Origin of the sequence: Shewanella pneumatophori (assembly GCF_023283895.1) — a bacterium.
Taxonomy (GTDB): Bacteria; Pseudomonadota; Gammaproteobacteria; order Enterobacterales; family Shewanellaceae; genus Shewanella; species Shewanella pneumatophori.
The window spans coordinates 222994-247870 of record NZ_JAKILB010000003.1; the positions used below are offsets into that span (position 1 = coordinate 222994).

Annotated in this window: 23 protein-coding genes; 17 read left to right on the forward strand and 6 right to left on the reverse strand. The window is 44.7% G+C overall.

Going from position 1 to position 24877, the window contains the following annotated elements; genetic code table 11:
• The first annotated feature begins 230 nt into the window (after positions 1 to 230).
• From lexA to L2740_RS06370, 6 genes are all read left to right on the forward strand, one after another.
• Positions 231 to 851: a transcriptional repressor LexA gene (lexA, locus tag L2740_RS06345; protein WP_248470484.1), complete on the forward strand. Its 621-nt coding sequence runs from the start codon at positions 231 to 233 to the stop codon at positions 849 to 851.
• Complete coding sequence (locus tag L2740_RS06350; RefSeq protein ID WP_248949258.1) at positions 848 to 1384, forward strand: cell division inhibitor SulA; 537 nt, start codon at positions 848 to 850, stop codon at positions 1382 to 1384. The genes lexA and L2740_RS06350 overlap by 4 nt, the downstream gene beginning before the upstream one ends.
• A 472-nt stretch (positions 1385 to 1856) precedes the next feature.
• Positions 1857 to 3422 (forward strand): cytochrome c oxidase subunit II, encoded by a 1566-nt coding sequence (gene coxB / locus L2740_RS06355; protein WP_248949259.1) that lies wholly within the window; start codon positions 1857 to 1859, stop codon positions 3420 to 3422.
• Positions 3423 to 3431: 9 nt separating this feature from the next.
• The gene (ctaD, locus tag L2740_RS06360) at positions 3432 to 5036 is read left to right on the forward strand and encodes a cytochrome c oxidase subunit I (protein ID WP_248470481.1); all 1605 of its coding nucleotides are present in this window, start codon (positions 3432 to 3434) and stop codon (positions 5034 to 5036) included.
• A 2-nt stretch (positions 5037 to 5038) separates the two neighbouring features.
• The gene (locus tag L2740_RS06365; protein WP_248949260.1) at positions 5039 to 5596 is read left to right on the forward strand and encodes a cytochrome c oxidase assembly protein; all 558 of its coding nucleotides are present in this window, start codon (positions 5039 to 5041) and stop codon (positions 5594 to 5596) included.
• Positions 5597 to 5691: 95 nt separating this feature from the next.
• Positions 5692 to 6573, forward strand: a complete 882-nt coding sequence (locus L2740_RS06370) for a cytochrome c oxidase subunit 3 (protein ID WP_248949261.1) — start codon at positions 5692 to 5694, stop codon at positions 6571 to 6573.
• A 5-nt stretch (positions 6574 to 6578) separates the two neighbouring features.
• Here L2740_RS06370 and L2740_RS06375 read toward each other — a convergent pair whose 3' ends face one another.
• Entirely contained in the window at positions 6579 to 6797 is a 219-nt protein-coding gene (locus L2740_RS06375) for a DUF2909 family protein (protein WP_248470477.1), read from the reverse strand.
• Here L2740_RS06375 and L2740_RS06380 point away from each other — a divergent pair.
• The 5 genes from L2740_RS06380 (at position 6796) to L2740_RS06400 (ending at position 10943) form a co-directional block, all read left to right on the forward strand.
• Positions 6796 to 7563, forward strand: coding sequence for an SURF1 family protein (locus L2740_RS06380; protein WP_248949262.1), 768 nt, complete (start codon positions 6796 to 6798; stop codon positions 7561 to 7563). The genes L2740_RS06375 and L2740_RS06380 overlap by 2 nt on opposite strands.
• Positions 7564 to 7714: 151 nt before the next feature.
• Entirely contained in the window at positions 7715 to 8257 is a 543-nt protein-coding gene (locus tag L2740_RS06385; RefSeq protein ID WP_248949263.1) for a hypothetical protein, read from the forward strand.
• Positions 8258 to 8269: 12 nt separating this feature from the next.
• A complete protein-coding gene (locus L2740_RS06390) occupies positions 8270 to 9253 on the forward strand; it encodes a COX15/CtaA family protein (RefSeq protein WP_248949264.1) in 984 nt (327 codons plus the stop codon).
• Between the two features lie 67 nt (positions 9254 to 9320).
• The gene (cyoE, locus tag L2740_RS06395; protein WP_248949265.1) at positions 9321 to 10220 is read left to right on the forward strand and encodes a heme o synthase; all 900 of its coding nucleotides are present in this window, start codon (positions 9321 to 9323) and stop codon (positions 10218 to 10220) included.
• 96 nt (positions 10221 to 10316) lie between these two features.
• Positions 10317 to 10943 (forward strand): SCO family protein, encoded by a 627-nt coding sequence (locus L2740_RS06400; protein ID WP_248949266.1) that lies wholly within the window; start codon positions 10317 to 10319, stop codon positions 10941 to 10943.
• A gap of 31 nt (positions 10944 to 10974) precedes the next feature.
• On the opposite strand, the gene L2740_RS06405 is transcribed toward L2740_RS06400, so the two are convergent.
• A complete protein-coding gene (locus L2740_RS06405) occupies positions 10975 to 12021 on the reverse strand; it encodes a polysaccharide deacetylase family protein (protein ID WP_248949267.1) in 1047 nt (348 codons plus the stop codon).
• Between the two features lie 18 nt (positions 12022 to 12039).
• Here L2740_RS06405 and L2740_RS06410 point away from each other — a divergent pair, with 18 nt between their 5' ends.
• On the forward strand, positions 12040 to 13374 hold the full coding sequence (locus L2740_RS06410) for an MATE family efflux transporter (RefSeq protein ID WP_248949268.1): 1335 nt from the start codon (positions 12040 to 12042) through the stop codon (positions 13372 to 13374).
• An 83-nt stretch (positions 13375 to 13457) separates the two neighbouring features.
• Here L2740_RS06410 and nfuA read toward each other — a convergent pair whose 3' ends face one another.
• On the reverse strand, positions 13458 to 14036 hold the full coding sequence (gene nfuA / locus L2740_RS06415) for a Fe-S biogenesis protein NfuA (RefSeq protein ID WP_248470468.1): 579 nt from the start codon (positions 14034 to 14036) through the stop codon (positions 13458 to 13460).
• 210 nt (positions 14037 to 14246) lie between these two features.
• Here nfuA and L2740_RS06420 point away from each other — a divergent pair, with 210 nt between their 5' ends.
• The gene (locus tag L2740_RS06420; protein WP_248949269.1) at positions 14247 to 16787 is read left to right on the forward strand and encodes a M14 family zinc carboxypeptidase; all 2541 of its coding nucleotides are present in this window, start codon (positions 14247 to 14249) and stop codon (positions 16785 to 16787) included.
• 38 nt (positions 16788 to 16825) lie between these two features.
• On the opposite strand, the gene L2740_RS06425 is transcribed toward L2740_RS06420, so the two are convergent.
• On the reverse strand, positions 16826 to 17443 hold the full coding sequence (locus L2740_RS06425) for a ComF family protein (RefSeq protein ID WP_248949393.1): 618 nt from the start codon (positions 17441 to 17443) through the stop codon (positions 16826 to 16828).
• A gap of 148 nt (positions 17444 to 17591) precedes the next feature.
• Between L2740_RS06425 and bioH the strand changes: the two genes are divergently transcribed.
• Entirely contained in the window at positions 17592 to 18383 is a 792-nt protein-coding gene (gene bioH / locus L2740_RS06430) for a pimeloyl-ACP methyl ester esterase BioH (protein WP_248949270.1), read from the forward strand.
• A 137-nt stretch (positions 18384 to 18520) separates the two neighbouring features.
• Positions 18521 to 19024, forward strand: a complete 504-nt coding sequence (locus L2740_RS06435; RefSeq protein WP_248949271.1) for a hypothetical protein — start codon at positions 18521 to 18523, stop codon at positions 19022 to 19024.
• 319 nt (positions 19025 to 19343) lie between these two features.
• Here the strand turns inward: L2740_RS06435 and L2740_RS06440 are convergent, their stop codons facing one another.
• Complete coding sequence (locus L2740_RS06440) at positions 19344 to 21692, reverse strand: Tex family protein (RefSeq protein WP_248949272.1); 2349 nt, start codon at positions 21690 to 21692, stop codon at positions 19344 to 19346.
• Positions 21693 to 21832: 140 nt separating this feature from the next.
• Complete coding sequence (gene greB / locus L2740_RS06445) at positions 21833 to 22312, reverse strand: transcription elongation factor GreB (RefSeq protein ID WP_248949273.1); 480 nt, start codon at positions 22310 to 22312, stop codon at positions 21833 to 21835.
• Positions 22313 to 22752: 440 nt separating this feature from the next.
• On the opposite strand from greB, the gene ompR reads away from it, so the two are divergent.
• Together ompR and envZ are read left to right on the forward strand one after the other, a co-directional pair.
• The gene (gene ompR, locus L2740_RS06450; RefSeq protein ID WP_220778309.1) at positions 22753 to 23478 is read left to right on the forward strand and encodes an osmolarity response regulator transcription factor OmpR; all 726 of its coding nucleotides are present in this window, start codon (positions 22753 to 22755) and stop codon (positions 23476 to 23478) included.
• Positions 23479 to 23495: 17 nt separating this feature from the next.
• Entirely contained in the window at positions 23496 to 24818 is a 1323-nt protein-coding gene (envZ, locus tag L2740_RS06455) for a two-component system sensor histidine kinase EnvZ (RefSeq protein WP_338056235.1), read from the forward strand.
• Positions 24819 to 24877 lie beyond the last annotated feature (59 nt).

Here is a 24877-nt window from a genome sequence, read left to right on the forward strand (position 1 = left end):
CAACCTCCTATCGAATTTCCATTCAAAGGCCTTATCTAAATTTATAAGCGCAGATGTAGGACAAAATAATAGTTAATTTCATGTGCTACCCAATAACGAGTTTCACATCGCTGGATTTATTTCATTTGAAACCGGATCCCACATATATTTACATTATAGCTGGTTAATACTTGCACTCATTAAAATACTGTATATACTGACAGGTACTGTATAGAAAGACAGGGTTAACCATGAGACCACTTACACCACGCCAAGCTGAAATTTTAGAGCTAATTAAACGTAATATTGCTGATACTGGCATGCCACCAACCCGTGCCGAGATCGCTAGACGTTTGGGCTTTAAATCTGCCAATGCTGCCGAAGAGCATTTAAAGGCACTGGCCAAAAAAGGCTGCATTGAAATTATGCCTGGCACTTCTCGCGGCATTAAGTTAACCCAAGAAGATACAGAAGAAACCGAATTAGGCTTACCACTTATTGGCCAAGTCGCTGCTGGTGAACCTATTTTGGCCCAAGAACATGTTGAGCAACATTACCAAGTTGACCCAGCGATGTTCCGCCCATCAGCAGACTTTTTACTACGAGTTCGCGGTGACAGTATGAAGAATATCGGCATACTCGAAGGCGACTTACTAGCAGTACACAAGATTCAGCAAGCGCGTAATGGTCAAGTTGTTGTTGCCCGAGTGGAAGACGATGTTACCGTTAAGCGTTTTGAGAAAAAAGGTAATAAAGTTTTCTTACATGCAGAGAACGACGATTACTCACCTATTGAAGTGGATCTAGCAAACCAGAGCCTAAGCATTGAAGGGTTAGCCGTTGGCGTGATCCGTAATGGAGATTGGCAATGAACAAACTAATTGGCACGAGCCCACGCCACCCTGGACTTTGGCAAGATCTGCCATCAACCACACTGGCAAGTAACACGGTAAACGACATTACTACCATGAGCACACAAACTCAGGGTCGTGATGAGCTAAAACAAATTAGCGCGCAATTGTCGCAGTTAAGCCAACAAGGTCGCTGGATCGTACTAATTAGCCCACCAAATATTGGCTATAAGCAAATGCTTGCTGCAGCTGGTGTGCGTATGGACCGAATTTTATTAGTTCATGCAAAAGATGAAGTAGAAACATTATGGGCAATGGAAAAAGCGCTTATGAGCGGCACTTCTAGTGCTGTTATCACTTGGACGCCATCGTTAGATGCACGTGATAGCAGACGCCTACAAATTGTTGCCAAAAGTGCTCGTGCAGCTGGGATTATTATCGAAAATTCGACTGACACCAGCAATGAAAATGTAAATGGTCACTTACCAAGCAGCGCAATTAACATACAGGATAATGCTTTTTCACAAGCCTCACTGTTTGGTGGTATTCACTAGTCATTTTTGCTAGCCATCTTTCTAATTCATTCTTTCTAGTAAAGAAATACAGTTATAAAAAAGCTCTCGTACGAGGGCTTTTTTATTTTCACCATTCAGCAAATCATTTGAAAAGTGATCTTGATCAATATTTAAACACCAAGTAGTGTAAGAACTATAACAACGATATTTTGTTATATCCGAACGATTTAGTTGTCGGTCTTATATTTCCAAACCCGCTGTTCAATACAGCGAATAAAGACTGAAGTCGGCCTGATATATTTCAGCCGTAAGTGCCAATGTGGTGACACTAAACAGTAACCAATACTGAATAAACAATAGTCGATACCGTAACTCGTTTAGTTATTGAGAGATTGACATACCACTCGCGCACTTTGAAGTCATCGTTGCTTTTTTGGGAACTGAAGAGTTTACATAGAGCAGAGACTTACTGTGTGACTCTTCTTTGTCTTGTTGACAGAGGAGAAGTCTAGTGAAGCAATTGTTGTATTGTGTGCTGGTGTTACTATTTTCACCCGCGCTTGTTGCATCAGAGATGCCACTTAACATGACCAAAGGTGTTACGGATATCAGTGGCCAGGTTTACAGCCTGCACATGATTATTCTGTACATCTGTTGTGCTATTGGTGTCGTGGTTTTTGGCGTAATGATTTATGCCATGATCAACCATCGCAAATCAAAAGGCGCTGTAGCCGCCAATTTTCATGAAAGTACCAAAGTCGAGATTCTGTGGACGGTTGTGCCCTTTCTTATTCTTATCGGCATGGCAATTCCTGCGACCAAAACTCTAATTGCAATGGAAGATCCCAGTAATGCCGATCTGACCATTAAAATTACCGGCTCGCAATGGAAATGGCATTACAGCTATTTCGATAAAGACATCTCATTTTTCAGTCTCCTCTCTACTCCGCGTGAACAGATAGATGGCCAGCAAGCTAAAGGTGAAAACTACCTACTTGAAGTAGACAAGCCGTTAGTGCTGCCAATCAATCGGAAAGTGCGATTTTTAATGACTTCAGACGATGTTATCCACTCATGGTGGGTACCCGCTTTTGCCGTTAAAAAGGACGCTAACCCCGGATTTATTAACGAAGCTTGGACCAAAATTGATAAGCCTGGCGTATACCGCGGTCAATGTGCCGAGCTTTGCGGTAAAGACCATGGCTTTATGCCAATTGTGGTTGAAGCATTATCAGAAGCAGACTTCGATGCGTGGCTAATCGCCCAGCAGCAACAAGCCAGCCAAGCTGAAGCCGCGGCGCAAGCAGCATTGTCGCAAACCCTCACCATGGATGAATTAATGGCTCAAGGTGAGCAAGTTTATCTCGCGCGCTGCGCTGCTTGTCACCAACCAAATGGTGCAGGTCTACCCGGTGTATTCCCATCATTAATTGGTAGTCCATTAATCAAAGGACCTGTTGCAGGCCATATTGATATCGTAGTTAACGGTAAACCCGGTACAGCCATGCAAGCCTTCTCGCAGCAACTTACAGCTACAGAAATTGCTGCCGTTGTGACTTATGAACGTAATGCATGGGGCAATGACTCAGGCGATACAGTACAAGCATCAGACGTAAGTAATAACGCTGCAACTCCAAGCTCAGATGCTGATGCAGCAAGCGATAGTGATATGAGCAATGCCACTACGCTACCTGCAAACTTACCTGCCGAACAAGCACAAGCTGAAGTGACGAGCGAAGTACAACAAGCTGCACTGTTAGATGACTTAACCATGGAGCAACTCATGTCCATGGGCGAGAAAGTGTATATGACCAGCTGCGTAGCTTGCCACCAAGCAACAGGGGCAGGTCTGCCACCAGCCTTCCCTTCACTCGTTGGCAGCCCCGTAATCAAAGGGCCTGTAGCCGATCACCTTGAAATGGTTATCAATGGTAAACCGGGCACTGCAATGCAGGCATTTGGTCAGCAGCTTACGCCACAAGAGATTGCGGCAGTGATTACTTTTGAACGTAATGCTTGGGGTAACGACTCCGGCGATGTCGTTCAAGCCACCGATGTTGATGGTCACGGAAAGTAGGGGATTAACATGAGCACAATTACACAAGATTCACCCGTCGCTCAAGACGATCACCATGATGACCACCATCATGGTGCGCCGAAAGGCATTATGCGCTGGATTTTAACCACCAACCATAAAGACATAGGCACGCTCTATTTATGGTTTAGCTTCATTATGTTTTTAACTGGTGGCGCCATGGCAATGGTGATCCGCGCAGAGCTATTTCAGCCAGGTCTACAACTTGTCGAGCCTAACTTCTTTAATCAAATGACCACAGTCCATGGTTTGATTATGGTTTTTGGTGCTGTCATGCCAGCCTTTACAGGCTTAGCCAACTGGTTAATTCCTATGATGATTGGCGCGCCAGATATGGCTCTGCCACGTATGAATAACTGGAGCTTTTGGATTTTACCCTTCGCTTTCGCCATCCTATTAAGCTCGCTATTTATGGAAGGCGGTGGTCCAAACTTTGGTTGGACTTTCTATGCCCCGCTTTCAACCACCTATAGCCCAGACAGCACCGCCCTATTTGTGTTTGCAGTACATATTATGGGAATAAGCTCGATTATGGGTGCAATTAACGTAGTCGTTACCATAGTTAATATGCGCGCACCGGGCATGAAGTGGATGAAGTTGCCGCTGTTTGTTTGGACCTGGCTGATTACTGCATTTTTATTAATTGCAGTAATGCCAGTACTTGCTGGTGTAGTGACTATGGTGTTAACCGATAAGTATTTTGGTACCAGCTTTTTTGACGCCGCGGGCGGTGGTGATCCGGTGATGTTCCAGCATATTTTCTGGTTTTTTGGTCACCCAGAAGTGTACATCATGATTTTGCCGTCATTCGGTATCATCTCCGCGATTGTGCCGGCCTTTAGTCGTAAACGCCTATTTGGTTACTCCTCGATGGTTTACGCTACAGCCAGTATTGCGATTTTGTCATTCCTGGTGTGGGCACACCATATGTTCACCACAGGTATGCCGGTGTTCGCCGAGCTATTCTTTATGTATTGCACCATGTTGATTGCGGTGCCGACAGGGGTAAAAGTATTTAACTGGGTAGCCACCATGTGGCGCGGCTCAATCAGTTTTGAAACCCCAATGTTATTTTCGGTAGCGTTTATTATTTTGTTCACCATTGGTGGTTTCTCCGGTTTAATGCTGGCGATTACACCTGCGGACTTTCAGTATCACGATACCTACTTTGTTGTTGCCCACTTCCATTATGTACTAGTAACCGGCGCCATCTTCTCGATTATGGCTGCGGCCTATTATTGGTTACCCAAATGGACAGGCCACATGTATAGCGAAACCTTAGGACGCTGGCATTTCTGGTGCTCAGTGATTTCGGTCAATGTGTTGTTCTTCCCGATGCATTTCCTTGGCCTTGCGGGTATGCCAAGGCGTATTCCTGACTACGCTATCCAGTTTGCCGACGTAAACCAAATCGTGTCGATAGGTGGTTTTGCCTTTGGTCTGTCGCAGTTAATTTTCTTGGCAGTGGTGATTAAATGTATTCGTGGCGGTGAGAAAGCGCCCGCTAAACCGTGGGATGGTGCCGAAGGACTAGAATGGACTATTGCCAGCCCTGCACCTTATCACTCATTTACGACGCCACCAGAGGTGAAGTAAACATGACTGAGCTAAAGCGTAAATCCAATAAAAAGCTGATCAGCCTGCTAATTCTTAGCGCGCTGGGCATGTTTGGCTTTGGGTTTGCACTAGTGCCTTTATATGACGTGCTTTGCGATGCTTTGGGGATCAATGGCAAACCCCAAGGCACAGCGAGTGTTTATCAGCCTATCATGATAGATGAAAACAGAACCATTACTGTAGAATTTGTATCGCAAGTGCAAAGCGATATGCCTTGGACGTTCACTCCGCAGGTCAATACCATGCAGGTTCACCCCGGTGAGCTTATCCGTACTCACTTTGTGGCAAGTAACTTATCTGCAGATTACCTTATAGGTCAGGCGATTCCGTCAGTTTCTCCTGGCCAAGGCGCGGCATACTTTAATAAAACCGAGTGTTTCTGTTTCAACCAGCAAGTATTAAAGGCCAATGCCCAAGCCGATCTACCACTGATCTTTTTTGTGGATCCTGAATTACCGGATTCAATTTCAACCTTGACCCTCTCTTATACCCTCTACAACATTACCGACAAAGGCTATGTCGATAATGCTGCAGAATAGGAGCAGCAAGATGATAAATGAATATAACCAACACTATGATATAGGCCTTAACAGCTCTGTTGTTTTCAAAAACGTTGGTGCGCAGGAGCAACAACATGACAACTGAAAATAAACATGAAAATTATTACGTCCCCGAACAAAGTGCCTGGCCAATAATTGGTGCAATAGGCCTGTTTCTAATCGCATTCGGTGCGGGTAGTTATGTATCCGAGCTCAATAGCCAAGAAGGCAGTGGCGGCATCATTTTGCTAGCCGGTATTGCGGTGATCATCTTTATGATTTTTGGCTGGTTTAGAGCGGTCATTGCCGAGTCTATGGCTGGGTTGTATTCAAAACAGATGGATCGCTCATTTAGGCAAGGTATGAGCTGGTTTATCTTTTCAGAAGTCATGTTCTTTGCGGCGTTTTTTGGTGCACTGTTTTACGCCCGTATGATTGCTGTACCTTGGTTAGGTGGCGCATCAAATAATGCTATGACCAATGAAGTATTATGGCCAACATTTGAAGCCGTTTGGCCCTTAGTCACAACGCCTGATGGCACAACAACTCAAGCTATGGGATGGATGGGATTACCGCTTTATAACACGCTAATCCTACTCACCTCTTCCGTCACTCTGCACTTTGCTCACGTAGGCTTAGAAACTGGTAAACGCAAAGCACTAACTATTTGGTTAGGGCTAACTATTTTACTGGGTATCGCCTTTTTAGGCTTACAGGTAGAAGAGTATATGCACGCTTATCTAGAAATGGGGCTAACGCTAGATTCAGGCGTTTACGGTAACACCTTTTTCTTATTAACAGGCTTTCACGGCATGCACGTTACCTTAGGCACCGTGTTTTTAATTGTGTTGTTTTTTAGAGTGTTAAAAGGGCATTTCACCCCAGAAAAGCATTTTGCTTTCCAAGCTGGCGCTTGGTATTGGCACTTTGTTGATGTGGTTTGGTTATGTCTATTTATCTTTGTTTACGTACTGTAAGCCCATTAATAGGGTCTGGAGTTAGGTGTGATGACTCCAGTCCCCAGCGCCACAATAAGTAATAGCACCACCAGCACAGAGAACAACACACGCCGACCTAGGTATTGACTCATTGGGGCATCTCCTTGCCCTTTCACCATAATAAATAGGGCTCGCCCCAAATTAAACAGTATGAATAGCAGTAATAATACTAAGACGACTTTAAAGATAAACAAAACCGACATGGCGCATCCCCGCGTTAAAGTGAATCTTGCTTGGTTGTTTATTGTACTTTCTACTGTGATGGTGTTTTCGATTTTGGTCAAGTTAGGTTTTTGGCAGCTAGAACGAGCACAATATAAAGCCGCCTGGCAGCAAGAGTTAACAGCAAGGCAATCTTCCTCGGTACTCGGCTATACAGATTTACTTAATTTCCCTCAAGACGAGCCGCTAACAGGCTATAAACTGCAAGTAGCGGTTACGCCTAAATCCAGCAATATCTTTTTACTCGATAATCAGGTTTATAACGGCCGCGTAGGTTATTTAGCCTATCAAGCGCTACAAGTTAGCGATACGCAGCCGTGGCTGTTAGTTGAGCTTGGTTTTGTAGCTGCGAGTTTAGATCGTTCTCAGCTACCTCAGGTTCAGCCCATAAGTAGCCCACTGAATTTACAGGGACGAGTTTACCAAAAGCAGTTAAACCCAATGAGCTCCGAGCTAATGGCAGAAGAGGGCCAGCCTACACGCATGCAAAACCTTAACTTACTCCAACTAGCGCAATTAATAGGTAAGCCTTTAGCAACAGCTGTATTGCAACCAAACAATTTAGATAATTCCTACCCTCACCCATGGCAGCCAATTCCTTTGTCGTCGCAAAAGCACCATGGCTATGCCGTGCAATGGTTTTCTATGGCGTTTGTGTTTGCAATCTTGATCGGTTACCTGTTATTTCGAAAGCTAAAAAAATCTTATGGAGAACAAAGCAATAAGGCTATTGCCAACGATACATAGACACTGTAGGTTAGAAATTAAGCGACCTAGCCGTTCCGGGAAGCCTAATGTTAATCAATCATTTTGATGCATAGCAATCTCAAGCATTTAACTTATAAACGCTGCTTAAGCGTTAGTTATACAGAGATTCAATCAAGCAAGAGGAGCGGCAATGAACTCCCCACAAAAGAGCGGTAGAAAAACACTCGTCTTATTATTACTGGCTTTTGTGCTGCCTGTTGTTGCAGCCAAACTAGTATTGAGTTTTGATCTCTATAACGGCGGTGCAACCAATAAAGGCCAACTATTAGAGAGCGTCAGCTACTCCAATCTAGCGATGGCAAATCCTCAGCCTCAAGAGTGGCAACTTTTATATCAACTACCTAGCCATTGCGATGTCACCTGCGAAGATAGGCTTTACATCTTACAGCAAAGCCATACAGCCCTTGGTCGTAATCAAGACCGAGTGCACACCATCATTATGGTTAATCAGCAAAGCGATACCGCAGCGTTAACCGGCTTCGATTTTGTTACCGCCACACCATCTACAGAGCTTAGCCAGTTACTTAATCAACAACAGCTAGTGATTGTTGACCCCCTGGGCAGTTTAGTCATGAGCTATCCCATTGCTAGCGATCACCAAGCACAAATTATGCAAGGCAAAGCCTTAGTCGCTGACCTACGTAAACTACTGAAGTTATCGCGAATAGGATAAGGAAGGCCTGTTATGCAGATTAATTCGTTATTGAAAATCACCTTAGTCTTTACCCTCTGCGTTATCTTAATGGGTGCCTACACTCGACTAGCTGACGCTGGGCTTGGTTGCCCTGATTGGCCGGGCTGCTACGGCATGCTCAAAGTCCCTACTGCAACACATGAGTTAAACCAAGTTCAACAAGACTTTCCGGGCCATACAGTTGAAACCGATAAAGCTTGGTTAGAAATGATCCACCGCTACATTGCAGGTACTTTGGGCTTGCTAGTATTGCTTATTTTAGTGCTCAGCCTTAAAAGCCAAGACGCCCCAAAAAAGTTACCTATGTTTATTGCCGCACTTATTATCTTTCAGGCTGCTTTAGGCATGTGGACAGTTACCATGAAGCTAATGCCGATTATTGTGATGGCGCATCTGCTCGGTGGTTTTGCGCTATTTTCACTACTCTTGTTACTGTATTTACGTAATAAACCGCTGCGGATCCCCGGCGGCGATCCTCGGGCTCGCAAACTCGCTGGATTAGCCGCAATCTGTATTGGAGTGTTACTACTACAAATCATCTTAGGCGGCTGGACCTCATCAAATTACGCAGCGCTTGCCTGCACTACTTTACCGATTTGTGAAGGTAACTGGGTCGATAATCTTAACTTCGCCGATGCATTCTCACCATTTCAGGGCGACCACCCAAGCTTTGAGTTTGGCGTATTAGATTACTCGGCGCGCATGACTATTCATGTCGCTCACCGTATTGGTGCTGTCATCACCAGCATCATGTTGTTATATCTTGCTTTTAAGCTTATTCGCACTGCGAGCTCTAGCATTATGCGCAATGCAGCTTGGTTATTGATAGCCCTAGTGGTACTGCAAGTCATACTCGGGATCAGCAATGTAGTACTGCATTTACCACTTGGCATTGCCGTATCTCACAATGGCGGAGCCGCCTTACTGCTTTTGACCTTAGTTTTTATTAACTACGCCTTATGGCGTAAAGCATAGGAGGGCAAATAAATGACAACGACTAACGCCCACACTAACGCGCAACCGATGATGAGAGGTTTCAATTATGGCTAAACCAATCGCACTACCAAGAAACCCGGTAAGTTCAATATTTCAGTGGCGTGCCTACTATGAAATGACCAAACCTAAAGTCGTCGCACTAATGCTATTAACCGTTTTAGTCGGCATGTGTTTAGCCGTGCCCGGTGCTGTACCGATAACACCTTTACTAGCAGGAATGGCTGGTATTGGCATGATGGCTGGCTCTGCAGCAGCTTTTAACCACCTTATTGATCGCCGTATTGATGGCTTAATGGCGCGCACCTATAACCGGCCGCTACCTAAAGGCCGAGTGTCAATTACTAAGGCATTAACGTTTTCGTTTGGCTTGGGGATCTTAGGTTTTATTATTCTATACGCCCTAGTAAACCCGTTAACCGCTTGGCTAACCTTTGCTAGCCTAATTGGCTACGCCGTGGTTTATACCGCTTATTTGAAGCGCGCAACGCCGCAAAACATAGTGGTAGGTGGACTCGCTGGCGCTATGCCGCCACTACTTGGCTGGACTGCGGTAACCGGTGAGTTTCACGGTAATGCGCTACTGCTCGTTATTATTATTTTTGCTTGGACACCGCCACATTTTTGGGCACTAGCAATTCATCGTAAAACTGAATACGCCAAAGTCGATATTCCTATGCTGCCGGTTACCCATGGCGTTGAGTTCACTAAAACCTGTATTTTTTTATACACCATTTTACTCGCCATCGCGTGCTTACTGCCGGTATTAGTCGGCATGTGCGGCCCAGTTTACCTTGTGGGCTCAACACTGCTGAGTGCAGGCTTTATCTATAAAGCGTGGCAGCTTAAGTACCATGAAAAACCGGGTTTGGCGATGGATGTATTTAAGTTTTCTATCTACCACTTAATGCTGCTGTTTTTGGTGTTATTGGTTGATCACTATCTTTAACTAACAAGCACAGCCTTGAGTCAATAGCCTTGAGTTACTACGTACTCAATCTAGGCGAGCGAAATCGATGCAAAAGAGAATAAAAGGGGATAACAGATGAAGTTCACTTGGATTATTGCAGCCATTTTGCTCATTGCCGCAGGGGCCTATGCCAGCGTACAACTCAGCCAACAACCTCTAGAGCTACAAACAAGTTTTGAATATCCAACACCGCAACCTTTAGCGCCATTTACCTTGACCGATCAACGCGGCAACAGCTTTAGCAATGCGGATCTACAGGGCAAATGGAGCCTGTTTTTTATCGGTTACACCTCCTGCCCCGACGTTTGCCCAACCACTATGGGCAAACTCACTTCAGCCTATGCGGGTTTAAATCAAGAGTCTGATGTACAGGTTATTTTTATGTCGGTCGATCCTGAGCGTGACAGCACCAATAAGCTAGAAAACTACATGAACTTCTTTAATCCTGACTTTATTGCGGTCACTGGCGAACACAAGCAGCTTTTTCCGGTCACCCGTAGCTTAGGTTTTGTTTACGCCATGGTGGGAGACGGTCCTGATTACCAAGTTGACCATAGTGCCTCGTTTGCTTTGGTCTCCCCTCAAGGAGAAAAGGTCGCCATTATCAAACCCAAATCGCATTCTGCCGGCCAACTGCCACAGATAAAAAACAGCGATTTAATTCATGACGTTAATGCAATAATCGCCAAATATTCTAGCTAAAAAAAAGCGCCTAAGTAGGCGCTTTGATTTATTACTCGGCTATCCATTGGCCGTTAGATTTTGGTCTCACCCAAGGTTGTGAAAACCAGTAATAACTACCCTTTGTTTTACTCGGAGCGGTACAGTTATAGCGTGAACGACCTGCTGGTAAATCCAATTCAGCCTGAATTCTAAACTGGTTGTCACTGAGCCAATTTGGCTTTTTAGCACCTTGTCCTTGAATAAAACACATTAACTGCGACGCGTTAATATCGCTCATATCTAAGGTTACTTTGATCTCTGGTCGCCACTGACCTTGCACCAATTGCGGATTACTATTGGTTTGCGCAATAACTGGCATATTTAAACTATGAAGCTTCACCTTCAAGCTATTAAGATCAGCGTATACGCCTGCCACAGGAAAACGTGGCAATGCCGTTAACGGTGAATACGGACCTGCCGCACCCGATTGCTGACCAAACGCCACAAAACCGTGCTTAGTAAGCATGGCTTCAATTTGCTGATTGTATTCGCCATACGGGTAAGCCAGCATTTTTAAGTTCTGCCCTGTCGCTTTCACGATTTCAGCTTCAGTACGCAAAATGTTGTCTTCAATACGTGCTAGCCATTGCGCGTCTGTTTCACTACCTTCTTTACGAATTAAATGCTCATGATTCCAACTATGGTTAGCAATTTCAGCACCTTCTTTAGATAAGGTAACCAGTTGCTGCCAACTCATCATTTCACCATAAGCTTTTTGAATTGGCTCAACCGAGACAAAAAGCGTGTAGGGGAAATTATATTGCTTTAAAATAGGATGAGCAGTATTTGCAATGCTGCGATATCCATCATCGAACGTAATCGCGATTGTCTTCTGTGGCAGTGTTTTCTTTGCCTTAATAGACTCCACAACTGTTGAAAGTGGTACAACATTAAAGTTGTTGTCCGCTAGATATTGCATCTGCTCTTTAAATTGAGCTGGTGTTACGCTTGTAACCGCAGGCGTGCTATCCGAAACATGATGATATTGAAGGATCACCGCTGCGTGAGCCGAAAAACCTGTCAGCGCTAACAGCGCTAGCAACACGTTTTTAACCATAAATATTAGACCTCTAAAATGATTGCCTTATTGTTAAACCCACAAAAAAATCGTCAATTACTCGCTCTTGCGCTACCGATGATTTTATCAAATATCACGGTGCCGCTATTAGGGCTGGTTGACACTGCCGTTGTTGGACACCTTAGTAACGCCTATTATTTGGGCGGTGTGGCAGTTGGGTCAACGATTATAACCTTAATTTTGTGGTTGCTTGGATTTTTACGCATGGCAACCACAGGATTAGTCGCGCAAGCCTATGGCGCCGACGACACCCAGCAGCAATTTAAACTGTTAGTGCAAGCCGCCAGCTTAGCGTTAATGTTTGGTATCGCCGCCATTGCGCTACAAACGCCTATTTTGAATTTAGCTATGGCAATGTCAGACGCCAGTGTAGAAGTAGAACGCTATTGCCGTGAATATTTCCAAGTCAGGATCTGGTCTACGCCATTTGCGCTAATGAATTTAGTGATGCTGGGCTGGCTTCTTGGGCGTCAGCAACCAAAAGCCGCTATGTGGCAGCTAATCATTGCCAACTTAGTCAATATTGTTCTCGACGTACTGTTTGTATTGGTGCTTGGCTGGGGCGTAAAAGGCGCGGGTTTAGCATCTGTGTTTGCCGATATCTCAGGCTTTTTAGTTGCACTAACTATGGTACGCGGCCAACTTAATAAGCTCGGTGGATTCAAGCTATTTGCAGTAGCCAAGCAACTATCCTTGCAGAGTTACGGCAAGTTAATCAGCCTAAATGCCGATATTTTTGTGCGCAGTTTGTGCCTGCAGTTATCGTTTGCCTTTATGACTTTTTACGGCGCAGGCCTTGGCGATAACACAGTGGCAGCCAATGCGGTGTTGCTTAATTTGTTGATGCTTATTTCATACGCTTTAGATGGTATCGCCTATTACGCTGAGGCCGAAGTCGGCCGTGCCTATGGCCAGAAAAATAGCCAATTAATGCAAGAATCCGTAACGCTTGCTTGGGCTTGGTCAGCGATTGCCGCGCTCTGTTTTACGCTATTTTTCGCTGTTGGTGGCTCACAAATTATCTCTATGCTCACCAGTATTAGCGAAGTACAAGCCGTTGCAGAGCAGTATCTTATCTGGGTGGTATTCTTACCGCTGCTGGCTTTTGGATCTTATCTTTTTGATGGGGTGTATATTGGCGCAGCTAAAGGCAAAGTGATGCGTAACAGCATGATTTTATCAACCTTCGGCGTATTCTTCCCAGTGTGGTATTTGCTGTCAGAGCAAGGTAACCTTGCCTTATGGGCTGCTATGAGCTGCTTTATGCTCGCTCGGAGTGCCTCACTATCTTTGCACTACTGGTTTAGATTAAGGCTGACGCTTAGCCACTAAGTAACCACTAAATACCAGCATAAAAAAACGCGACCTTAGGTCGCGTTTTTATTTGAATTACTCAAGCCAATTGCAGTTAGCAATTATTGGTAAGAGTGGTCGCCATGTTGATGCTCTGTTACGTCTTTAACGCCAGTTAGCTCGCCTGGGAACATATCAAGCAATTGTTTCTCGATACCATCCTTTAGCGTTACATCAACCATAGAACAACCGTTACAACCACCGCCAAACTGCAGTACAGCGATGCCATCTTCAGAGATCTCAACTAGCATGATGTTACCACCATGGCTTGCTAGCTGTGGGTTGATTTCAGACTGGATAACATACTCAATACGCTCTTGTAGTGATGCATCGTCAGACACTTTACGCATTTTAGCGTTCGGTGCTTTCAGTGTTAGCTGTGAACCAAGTTGATCAGTTACAAAGTCGATTGTCGCTTCTTCAAGGAAAGGAGCGCTCTTTTCGTCAACCATGGCATTAAAGCCATTGAATTCTAATTCTGTGTCATCAGCTTCAACCGCGTCTGGTGGGCAATATGACACGCCACACTCAGCTTGCGCAGTGCCAGGGCTGATAACAAATACTCGAATGTGAGTTCCTTCAGGCTGATCTGATAACAATTTAACAAAATGCGCCTGAGCTGCTTCGGAAATGGTAATCATGAAAACATGCTCCGTCAGGAATAAACCTGAGTGTTTTAGTAAGAATTAACCCTATAATACTCTTACTCTGCAATCCTTTGTAGTCCCTAAGGCTCACAGATTAATAATAAATACTAATCAGATCACAGTTTTTTATCTTACCCTAGAGTGGTTTTGTCGCGCTCGAGCTGTTAATTTAACAACAATATTATAAATATAACGAAAAACTCCATGTCTAGAATTGGTCTTGTTTTTTTATGCGCTTTTTTGATCTTGCCCGCTTTTTTTGCCGACGCAAAAAAGACGCGCCTAACCGATAACCCGCTCTACGGCGTGACCACAACCAGCCCTGAAGCATTTTTAGGTTACCCACTTGGCGAGCGCTTGCTGCGTCATGACCAAATCAATTATTACCTCAAACAAATCGCCAGCGAAAACCCCAGAGTATCGATTGAAAATACCGGCCAAAGCCACGAAGCTCGCCAACAATTAACAGCGGTTATCACCTCCAGTGAAAACCAAGCCAAACTCGATGAAATCTTAGCTCAGCGTCAACAAGTTAAATACCAAGGTGAGCAACAAGGACCAATGGTGATCTGGCTGGCTTATTCAATCCATGGTGATGAAAGTAGCGGCGCCCACAGCGCCTTAAAACTAAGCCATATGTTAGCCACCAGCGAAGAAAAGTGGGTAAAAGAACTACTCAATAACGCAGTCGTCCTCATTACACCAACACAAAATCCCGATGGCTTTGACCGTTTCTCAACTTGGGCCAACGGCTATGCTGGTAAAGTTGCCGTTAGCGATCCTAACCACAAAGAGCACAAACAAGGCTGGCCAAGTGGCAGAAGTAATCACTACCTTGCCGACCTAAACCGAGACTGGCTGTTCTTGCGTCACCCTGAATCTCAAGGACGAGTAGCGTTATTTCACCGCTGGCAGCCGCATTATGTGGGTGATTTCCATGAAATGGGCCACAACCAAACTTACTTCTTCCAGCCCGGTGTACCAGAGCGCACTCACCCACTAACATCGAAAGCAAACCAGAAAATCACCGCCAAGCTAGCCGCTTATCATCAAGCAGAATTGGATGATAAAAAGCAGCGCTATTTTAGTCGCCAGCTGTTTGATGACTTTTTCTATGGTAAAGGCTCTACCTATCCCGATATCAACGGCGCGGTTGGAGTACTGTTTGAGCAGGCAAGTGCTCGCGGCCAACAACAAGACTCCGTTAATGGCTTAGTAACCTTTCAAGAAGCAATAGACAACCAATATGCGACTTCGATTTCCAGCCTGAAAGGCGCATTAGCATTAAGATCTGAGCTAGAAGAATATCAAGCGGATTTCTTTAAAAATAAACACCAAAAAGCCATTAAAAAGAAACCACGTCAAGCGGGGCTACTACTCAGTGCTGATAACGATAGCGGCCGAATTAATGCGCTTACCACATTGTTATCTCAACATAAAATTGACTATTACTATCTTACCCACACGCTCTCACAAGGCGGGCTAGATTTTGCTGTAAACAATAGTATTTTTATTCCTAATAAGCAGGCGCAGTCATCACTGCTTGAAGCTATGTTTGACGATAGAACCGAGTATATCGACCCGACTTTTTACGATATTTCGACTTGGAATCTGCAACACGCTTTTGGGTTAACTTTACGCCGCAATGTAAAGCTAGAGCTCAGTGTATTGAGTCAAACACCACCAGCCTTTACTCCAGTAAGTTTTAGTAATGATGCCGTCGCTTTACTAATTGATTGGCGTCAAAGCCAGGCCACGTTATTGCTACAACAGCTGCTAGAACAAGATATATTAGTCAAATTTGCAGCTAAACCTTTTAGCATGCAGGTCAAAAATAAAGACCTAGATTTTGTCGCTGGCACCTTACAAATCCCGCTGAAACAAGATGGCCATAAGGCAAGCGAACTTAACAAGTTAGTCGCTCAACTCGCGAATAAACTTAAAGTCGATGTCATTGCTGTAAACACTAGTGCGGCAAGCAGTGGTATCGATCTTGGTAGCCCAGACTTTGAGTTAATCAAACCAATTAAGCCGCTGCTCATTAGTGGTAAAGGCACCTCAACATCTGAAGTCGGTCAGCTCTGGTATTATCTCGATAATGTTTTAGGTGTCGCCACTACTGTAGTGGATATTAACCAACTCGCTTCAATCAAACTTAGTGATTACAGCCACGTATTGCTGGCCGATGGCCGCTACCAAACATTAGATGAACGCTTTGCACGTAAGCTAGGTCAGTTTGCCAGTGAAGGCGGCGTAATTATCGCCCAAAAGGGTGCACTACATTGGTTAGAGAAATCTAACTTACTCAAAAACAATTTACGCAGCGACCGCTTTTATAAGCAACTATTTGATGCAGAGGGGCTTACCTTCGATGAAAAGTCAGCTTTTAAAGCAAAGCAAGCCATAGGTGGTGCAATACTCGAACTAAAACTCGATCCTAGCCACCCAATCAACTTTGGCCTCAATGGCGACAGGCTGCCTATTTTGAAAAACAAAGTGATCGGCTTTTCACAAACCAATGGGCCTTTCAGTGTTGCTGCTAAATACACTTCAAAACCTTTGTTAAGTGGCTATTTAGCTCAAGAGTACCAAAGCAGTTTTAGTAATTCGCCTGCGATAATTGTTGAGTCTCGCAATAAAGGCGCAGTAGTGGCGATTGCTGATAACTTGCTGTTTAGAAATATCTGGTTAGGCAGTGAAAAAGTCTACGCTAATGCGCTGTATTTTATCCCAGCATTAAACTAATAGGCCACTTGCATTAACTTAGAGGCAACTCAGGATTATTAACCGCAGTTTGGTGCTTCGGCTCGAGCCAAGCACCAAACTTGCACTTGAGTATGAGTCGGCATAAACAACTTAGTGATTTCATTTACCGTAGTGCCAGTTGTCACCACATCATCAATCAAAGCAATACGTTGCAAGTTAATTTCAGTCACTAGCTCAAACGCATTAAGTAAGTTTTTTCGTCGCCGCTTACCCGATAACCCCGCTTGCGGTTCAGTCGCTCGAGTCCGTATCAAGCAATCATCTAATAACGGAATATTTAACCGACTCGATAGCGCCTTAGCAATCAACCATGCCTGATTAAAACCGCGCTGCTGCAATCGTTTCTTATGCAACGGCACGGCAATCAAAGCTTGCGGCAGCGTTAAGCAGCCGATGCTAATGAGATAACTAATCCGCTCAATTAATGCATCAACTAACACATCAATAACTGCAAACTGCGCCTGATACTTAATCTGGCCAACCCAATGCCCTAGCCCTTGATGGTAACTACAAGCAGCAACAATTTTTAACTTGGGAGTAAGCATGCACTTGCCGCAAAACGCCATTGGCAGTTGCATTTGCCTACCGCAACCTAAGCAAATATCGCCTTGATAACAGCAAGCTGACAAACACACGCCACAAATACCCCGCTGGGCTATGAAGATATGTTGATGGCACATCAAACAGCGATTGGGTAACATAGCTGCCAGCCATCTATGACTAAAAATATTGTTGATAGATGAAGTCCTTTTCAAATAATCAGTACAAGCCAACGAGATCGATATGAATCAACACCCTCTGCACATTGAATCTATAGGCCAAGGCCCAGATCTCGTCATCCTCCATGGCTGGGGTGTTAATAGCGCGGTATTTGCACCATTAAAATACGCACTCTCTGATTATAGAGTCCACTTTGTCGATCTGCCGGGGTTTGGCTACAGCCAAGTGGTTGAGGGCAATATTCATCACTGGCTTACAGCTATAATGCAGCAGGTGCCGCAAACAGCCATTTGGACTGGATGGTCGTTGGGCGGCCTAGTGACAAAACTTGCAGCGGCTCATTACCCAGAGCGAGTAAGCGCGTTATGTACCATAGCCTCGTCTCCTTGCTTTATGGCTCGCGAAGATTGGCCGGGGATCCCAGCTGAAGTATTGGGGCAATTCGCCAGCCAATTAACTAAAGATCTCGATAAAACCGTAGAGCGCTTCTTGGCGATTCAAGCCATGGGCAGCCAAACTGCAAAAGCCGATATTAAGCAATTACGTGAGTTAGTGCTTGCTCGCCCATCGGCGCAGCAAAGTGCACTTGCCCAAGGGCTCAATATGCTTGAAAACGTGGACTTACGTGCAGAAGTCGCTGCAATTAAGCAACCTTGGTTAAGAGTTTGGGGCAGACTCGACGGCTTAGTGCCACGCCGAGTAATTAAAGCCATGCCACAACTTGAAAATAGCCAAGACCTTATTCTGGCCAAAGCCTCACACGCCCCCTTTATCAGCCACACAGAGGAGTTTATTGAGGGTTACAAACTTTGGTTAAACAGCGCTGCGCGCGATACAAATCAAAGCTCAGACTAACCAAATTTAAATACAACGGCTGCAATCTAGCGGTTACAGCTTAAGCCGCTAAAGATCGACTAACACTTTATTTTTCCGCCCAAATTGATTAATATTTAAACATAAATGTTAATTCTCAAATAAGGTGGACCAGTTAAATGTTAGTGGTTACCAACTATCCTAACGTGCCGATTGCAACAACTAATGCTGCAACCGATTCTGCGCGCACGGATAGCCAGCAGCGACCACCTATCATTCCGCCACAACAAGCAACTAAAGGCCATGAAGAACGCGCCTTTAATCCACAACATGAGCGCACTGCAGAACAAACACAGACTCAAGCAAAATTGCGCGAGTCTATTCAAGACAAACAACAGGGCCAATCTCAACAAGAGCAATCTGGGCAAGAATCTAGCCAAGAAAAGCAAAAACAAAACCAAGCGCTTAATTTAAAGCAGTTACTGAGCCAACGCGCGCCATTAAAGCGCAGTGATATTAAATTACCCGGTCAACAAGTAGCGACTCAAGACTCTGCCCCGGCAAAACATCCAATGCCTAATGAAACACTGCAGTTCTACCAAGCATTTGGTGCCCGCATTGAAGCTTTTTATCATCAGCGTACCGAGCCCAATAGCCAGCCAGATCTGCTAATAACCGCATAATACCAATCAGTATAAACATTTAGTCACTCAGCGAGAATTTAGCGGTTTTGAGGCAAGGCAACGAATGAAGAGCATAGTTGTTCTACGTTCAAGTTCGTTAACACAGCATCAGAATCGCTAAAACTCGCCAGTCTGGAACGTTTTTGGCTGCCTACTTCTGCGTTGAATAGATTTATAAGGGAGTAACCATTATTGCAGCTATTCGCCTTGAATTAGTTTGCCAAAAATCGTTCTGAGTAGATCAAATTCTTATACTGATTGGTATAACTAGATATAAAAAAACCGACAATCAATGTCGGTTTTTTATTGCTGCGCCGAATTACTTTTTCAGCTTAGCAAAGGCATCGGCAAATGCATTACCCATGGCGGCGTTTGCTGGCTGCTTAGGTTTGTGGCTCTTTTGCTGTGGGCGCTGCTGATTAGCACCTTTAACATTATGCTGACCACCTTTGTTATTGCTTGGGCGCGGTGCCACTTTTGGTGCATCACCCGCTTTATCTTCAAGACGCATGCTTAAACCAATACGGCGGCGCTCAGCATCAACTTCCATCACTTTAACTTTAACGATGTCGCCAGCTTTAACGACTTTATGCGGGTCATCAATGAACTTGTCAGTCATCGATGAAATATGCACTAAACCATCTTGATGCACGCCAACATCAACAAAGGCGCCGAAGTTAGTTACGTTGGTCACTACGCCTTCTAAGATCATATCTAGCTTAAGATCTTTAATCTCTTCTACGCCCTCTTTAAAGGTCGCAGTTTTAAACTCGCCACGAGGATCGCGTCCCGGCTTATCAAGCTCGGCCAAGATATCGGTTACCGTTGGTAAACCAAACTCGCTGGTAATGAAATCTTTGGCTTCAAGCGCTTTAAGTAGCTCTGTATTACCGATAATTTCAGCAACAGAAATACCTTTAGCCTTAGCGATAGACTCAACCAAAGCATAAGCTTCAGGATGCACTGAAGAAGCATCGAGTGGGTTATCACCCTCGCTAATACGCAGGAAACCAGCAGCTTGCTCGTACGCTTTAGGCCCTAAACGCGCCACTTTTAATAACGCTTTACGGTTATTGAATCGACCTTGCTCGTCACGGTGAGCAACAATATTACGCGCTAAGGTTTTATTAAGACCTGCAACCTGAGCTAAAAGTGCTGCCGATGCCATGTTCACATCAACGCCTACGCCGTTTACACAATCTTCAACAACCGCTTCTAGCGAGCTTGATAGCTGGCTTTGGCTAACATCATGCTGGTATTGACCTACACCAATCGCTTTTGGCTCAATCTTAACGAGTTCTGCCAATGGATCTTGCAGACGACGTGCAATCGACACAGCACCGCGGATCGATACATCTATATCAGGGAATTCTTCAGAAGCAAGTTCAGACGCTGAATACACAGAAGCGCCTGCTTCGCTGACCATAATTTTAGTCAATCTTGGCAGCTCAGCTTTAACTTGGCTGATAAGATCTGTTGCTAGCTTGTCGGTTTCACGCGATGCAGTGCCGTTACCTACAGCGATGAGCTCAACCTTATGCATTTTAGCTAGGTTAGCCAGTGTTCTAACTGATTTGTCCCACTGGTTTTGCGGCGCATGTGGGAAGATAGTGGTGTGCGCCATTAACTTGCCAGTATCGTTAACGATAGCCACTTTAACACCCGAGCGCAGACCAGGATCTAAACCTAGAGTTGCTTTCGCGCCGGCAGGAGCGGCCATGAGCAAATCACCTAAGTTGCGTGCAAACACTTTAATCGCTTCTTGCTCAGCAACATCGCGCATACGTCCAAGAAACTCAGTTTCCATCTGCAGCGCAATTTTCACTTTCCAAGTTGCCGCAACAACCGTTTTTAACCAAGCATCAACGTTAGAATCGCTAAGGCCAAGCTTAAAGTGCTCGATAATAATCACTTCACAGTAACTGGCTTGCTTAGCATCTTGATGCGGATCCGCATTGATATTAAGGCTCAGCATGCCTTCATTACGGCCACGCAGCATAGCTAACGCACGGTGCGATGGCACCTTGGTTAGTTTTTCAGAGTGTTCGAAGTAATCTCTGAATTTAGCGCCTTCTTTTTCTTTACCCTTTACCATACGGCTTTCAAGCACTGCATTTTGCTCTACTTGAGTACGGATTTTTTGTAGTAGCTCAGCGTCTTCAGCAAAACGTTCCATCAAAATAAAACGCGCACCATCGAGTACCGCTTTAGCATCGCTAAAACCAGCCGCAGCATTGATATAATCAGCCGCAGCGGTTTCACAGTCAGCTTGGCGATTGGCCAATAAAAAGTCTGCTAATGGTTCAATACCGGCTTCGATTGCGATTAAACCTTTAGTACGGCGCTTAGGCTTATACGGCAAGTACAGATCTTCTAGGCGAGTTTTACTATCAGCGGCATTAATTGCAGCTTTCAGCTCAGGAGTTAACTTACTTTGAGCATCAATGCTCGACAAAATCACATTACGGCGCTCATTTAAGTCGCGTAAGTAACTTAAACGGCTGCTTAAGGTACGTAATTGTGCGTCATCCAAGCCACCGGTGGCTTCTTTACGGTAACGAGCAATAAAGGGTACTGTTGCACCATCGTCGAGTAATGAAATAGTGTCGGTAACTTGTTGCTGGCGAACGTTAAGTTCTTCAGCGATGAGCTGTGCAATATTCTGCATAAATAGAGGTCGAGCCTAGTTGATAAAGGGGAATTTGCCAAAGATACCACAGCACATGGCTTTGGTTAATGCTAATACTAAGACAATTATGCTAATTACGCCGCTAAACTGCGGCGTGTGCGTCACATAAGTTGGAGAAACTACTCAAAACCTTGATAAGAGATGCGGTTGATATACCAAGTTTGCTCACCTGCAGGAGTCTTGATTACGGCTTCGTCATCAACCTCTTTTTTGAGTAGACCACGCGCCATAGGAGAGTCGATTGAGATATAGTCTTTACGGCCAAAAATCTCATCGTAACCGACTATTTTAAACTGTAACTGCTCGCCATTATCGTTTTCAATTTCAACCCAAGCGCCAAAAAACACCTTGCCTTCTTGCGCAGGCGAGTAATCAACAACTTGCACATTTTCTAGGGTTTTACGCAAATAACGAACCCTACGGTCTATTTCTCGTAGTTTACGTTTATTAAAGGTGTAATCAGCATTCTCGCTGCGATCGCCCAAACTTGCGGCCCAACTGACGATCTTAGTGATTTCAGGTCTGTGCTCGCGCCAAAGATAATTTAGTTCTTTTTGCAGTTTTTCGAAACCTTCACGGGTTACGATAGCGGTTCTCATAGCGTCTACTTTCTATATTAAGGATTACGGGAATAATCGGTATTTTAACCGAGGCTGCTAGCTCTACTCTAGCGTAATTGCTCGCTACAGACTAGAAATCAAAGCCCAAATCTCACTTCAATTGTCGTGTTTTCAATCTCACCACAGACTGAGTTTTTAGCCCTAAGCTCAGCATAATTTGTGTTATTGCCCCGATAATCGACAAAACAGCAAAATTGTTACAATTTAACGGGCCACAGTGCGTTATAAAAAGCATTATAATTCATAGCATTAAAACTCAAGTATCAATTAACTCATGCTTAGATAGTGAACTAATTGAAATCTCACTAGTCATTTAATTAGCAAAGACGCTATATTAAGCAAGCACATAAGATTAATAACAAATTAGCTAGATATGCGACAACTTAAGCGCATATCGATAGCAATAAGGGGCCACAAGCATGGGACAAGAAACCTCAAAGATTCTCGTTGTTGACGATGATATGAGATTACGCGCACTACTAGAGCGTTACTTGATGGAGCAAGGTTATCAAGTGCGTAGCGCCGCCAATGCTGAGCAGATGGACCGTTTGCTAGAACGCGAGAATTTTCACTTGCTTGTGTTAGACCTTATGTTGCCTGGTGAAGATGGCCTATCTATATGTCGCCGCCTACGCCAAACCGGTAACCCCATCCCAATTGTTATGCTCACGGCTAAAGGTGATGAAGTTGATAGAATTATCGGCCTAGAGTTAGGGGCTGACGATTATCTGCCAAAACCATTTAACCCACGCGAGCTTTTAGCACGAATTAAAGCAGTCATGCGCCGTCAAACGCCTGAAGTTCCGGGCGCACCGACCCAGCAAGAAGAAGAGATCACCTTTGGTGAGTTTTCACTTAACCTTGCAACGCGTGAAATGCACCATGGCGAAGAAAGTATTGCATTAACCAGTGGTGAATTTGCGGTACTTAAAGTGCTCGTTAGCCACCCTCGTGAACCATTGTCTCGCGACAAGCTAATGAATCTTGCCAGAGGCCGTGACTATTCAGCCCTAGAACGCTCTATTGACGTGCAAGTTTCACGCTTACGCCGCCTGATTGAAAAAGACGCCGCCAACCCTCGCTATATTCAAACCGTGTGGGGCTTAGGTTATGTGTTTGTACCTGACGGTCAATCGCGTAAATAGTCTTGTCATTATAAAACGTGCCTTTAACTAAACGGTGGTGGCAGCGACTCCTGCCACGTAGCTCTTTTAGCCAAACAGTAATGCTGATTGGCTGTTTGCTGCTGACTAATCAGCTGGTTTCTTATATTTCAGTGGCGGTTTACTTTATTAAACCTAGCTACCAACAGATAAACCAGCTTATTGCCAGACAAGTAAAACTACTATTTGTTGGTGGTGTCGATATCGGTCGCGAACATTTAACGATGGTCGATGCACTTAACGCAAAAGTCAGCGACGACACCATGCACTTTTACAACCAAAAGCAAGCTCGGCAAGCTGGTATTGAGCGAGCCACTTACTACAGTTTTCTCTCTTCACAAATGTCTGAGTATTTAGGCGGTGAGGCAGAAGTACGCATTGCCCAAGGTGAAGAATTCGAGATCTGGATCCGTCCGCCTCAGGCGCCATCCATTTGGATTAAAGTGCCGCTAAAAGGCTTAAATGAAAAGAACTTATCTCCATTAACCTTGTACCTAATGGTAATTGGCGCCTTGAGTGTCGCCGGCGGTTGGTGGTTTGCACGCCAGCAAAACCGACCATTACGTCGTCTACAAAAAGCCGCCATCGCGGTATCCCGTGGTGATTACCCTAAACCACTGCCATTAAGTGGCTCGACTGAGATTGTTGAGGTGACTAACACCTTTAATCAAATGTCTCACAGCATGAAACAACTCGAACAAGACAGAGCATTGTTGATGGCGGGGATCTCGCACGATCTGCGCACTCCACTAACTCGTATTCGCTTAGCTTCTGAAATGATGGTCGAAGAAGATCAATACCTTAAAGATGGCATTGTTAACGATATCGAAGATATGGATGCCATTATCAACCAGTTCATTTCCTATATCCGTCAGGATCAAGAAGGCTGCCGTGAGTTGGCGCAAATCAATGAGCTTATTCAAGATGTGATTCAAGCTGAATCGAATCGTGAAGGTAAGATTGACTCAGAGCTAAGCGAATGCCCACCAATTCTCATGCAAGATATCGCCATTAAGCGCGTGATAAGCAATTTAGTCGAGAATGCTTACCGCTATGGTAACGGCTGGGTAAAAATCAGCTCACAGTTTAATGGACAGTTCGTCGGCTTTAGCATCGAAGATAACGGCCCTGGTATAAAAGAAGAACAAATTCCTAAGCTGTTTCAGCCATTCACCCAAGGCGATACTGCTCGTGGTAGCGTAGGCTCTGGCTTAGGTCTTGCGATTATCAAACGAATCGTAGACAGGCACCAAGGTAAAGTTATTTTAACTAACCGAACCGAAGGTGGACTCCATGCTCAGGTTTGGTTGCCAATAGAATAACGAAGATGAGTTTAATTCACTGTTTGTTGTAATTTTTTTGTAACCCTAATGCCATATTC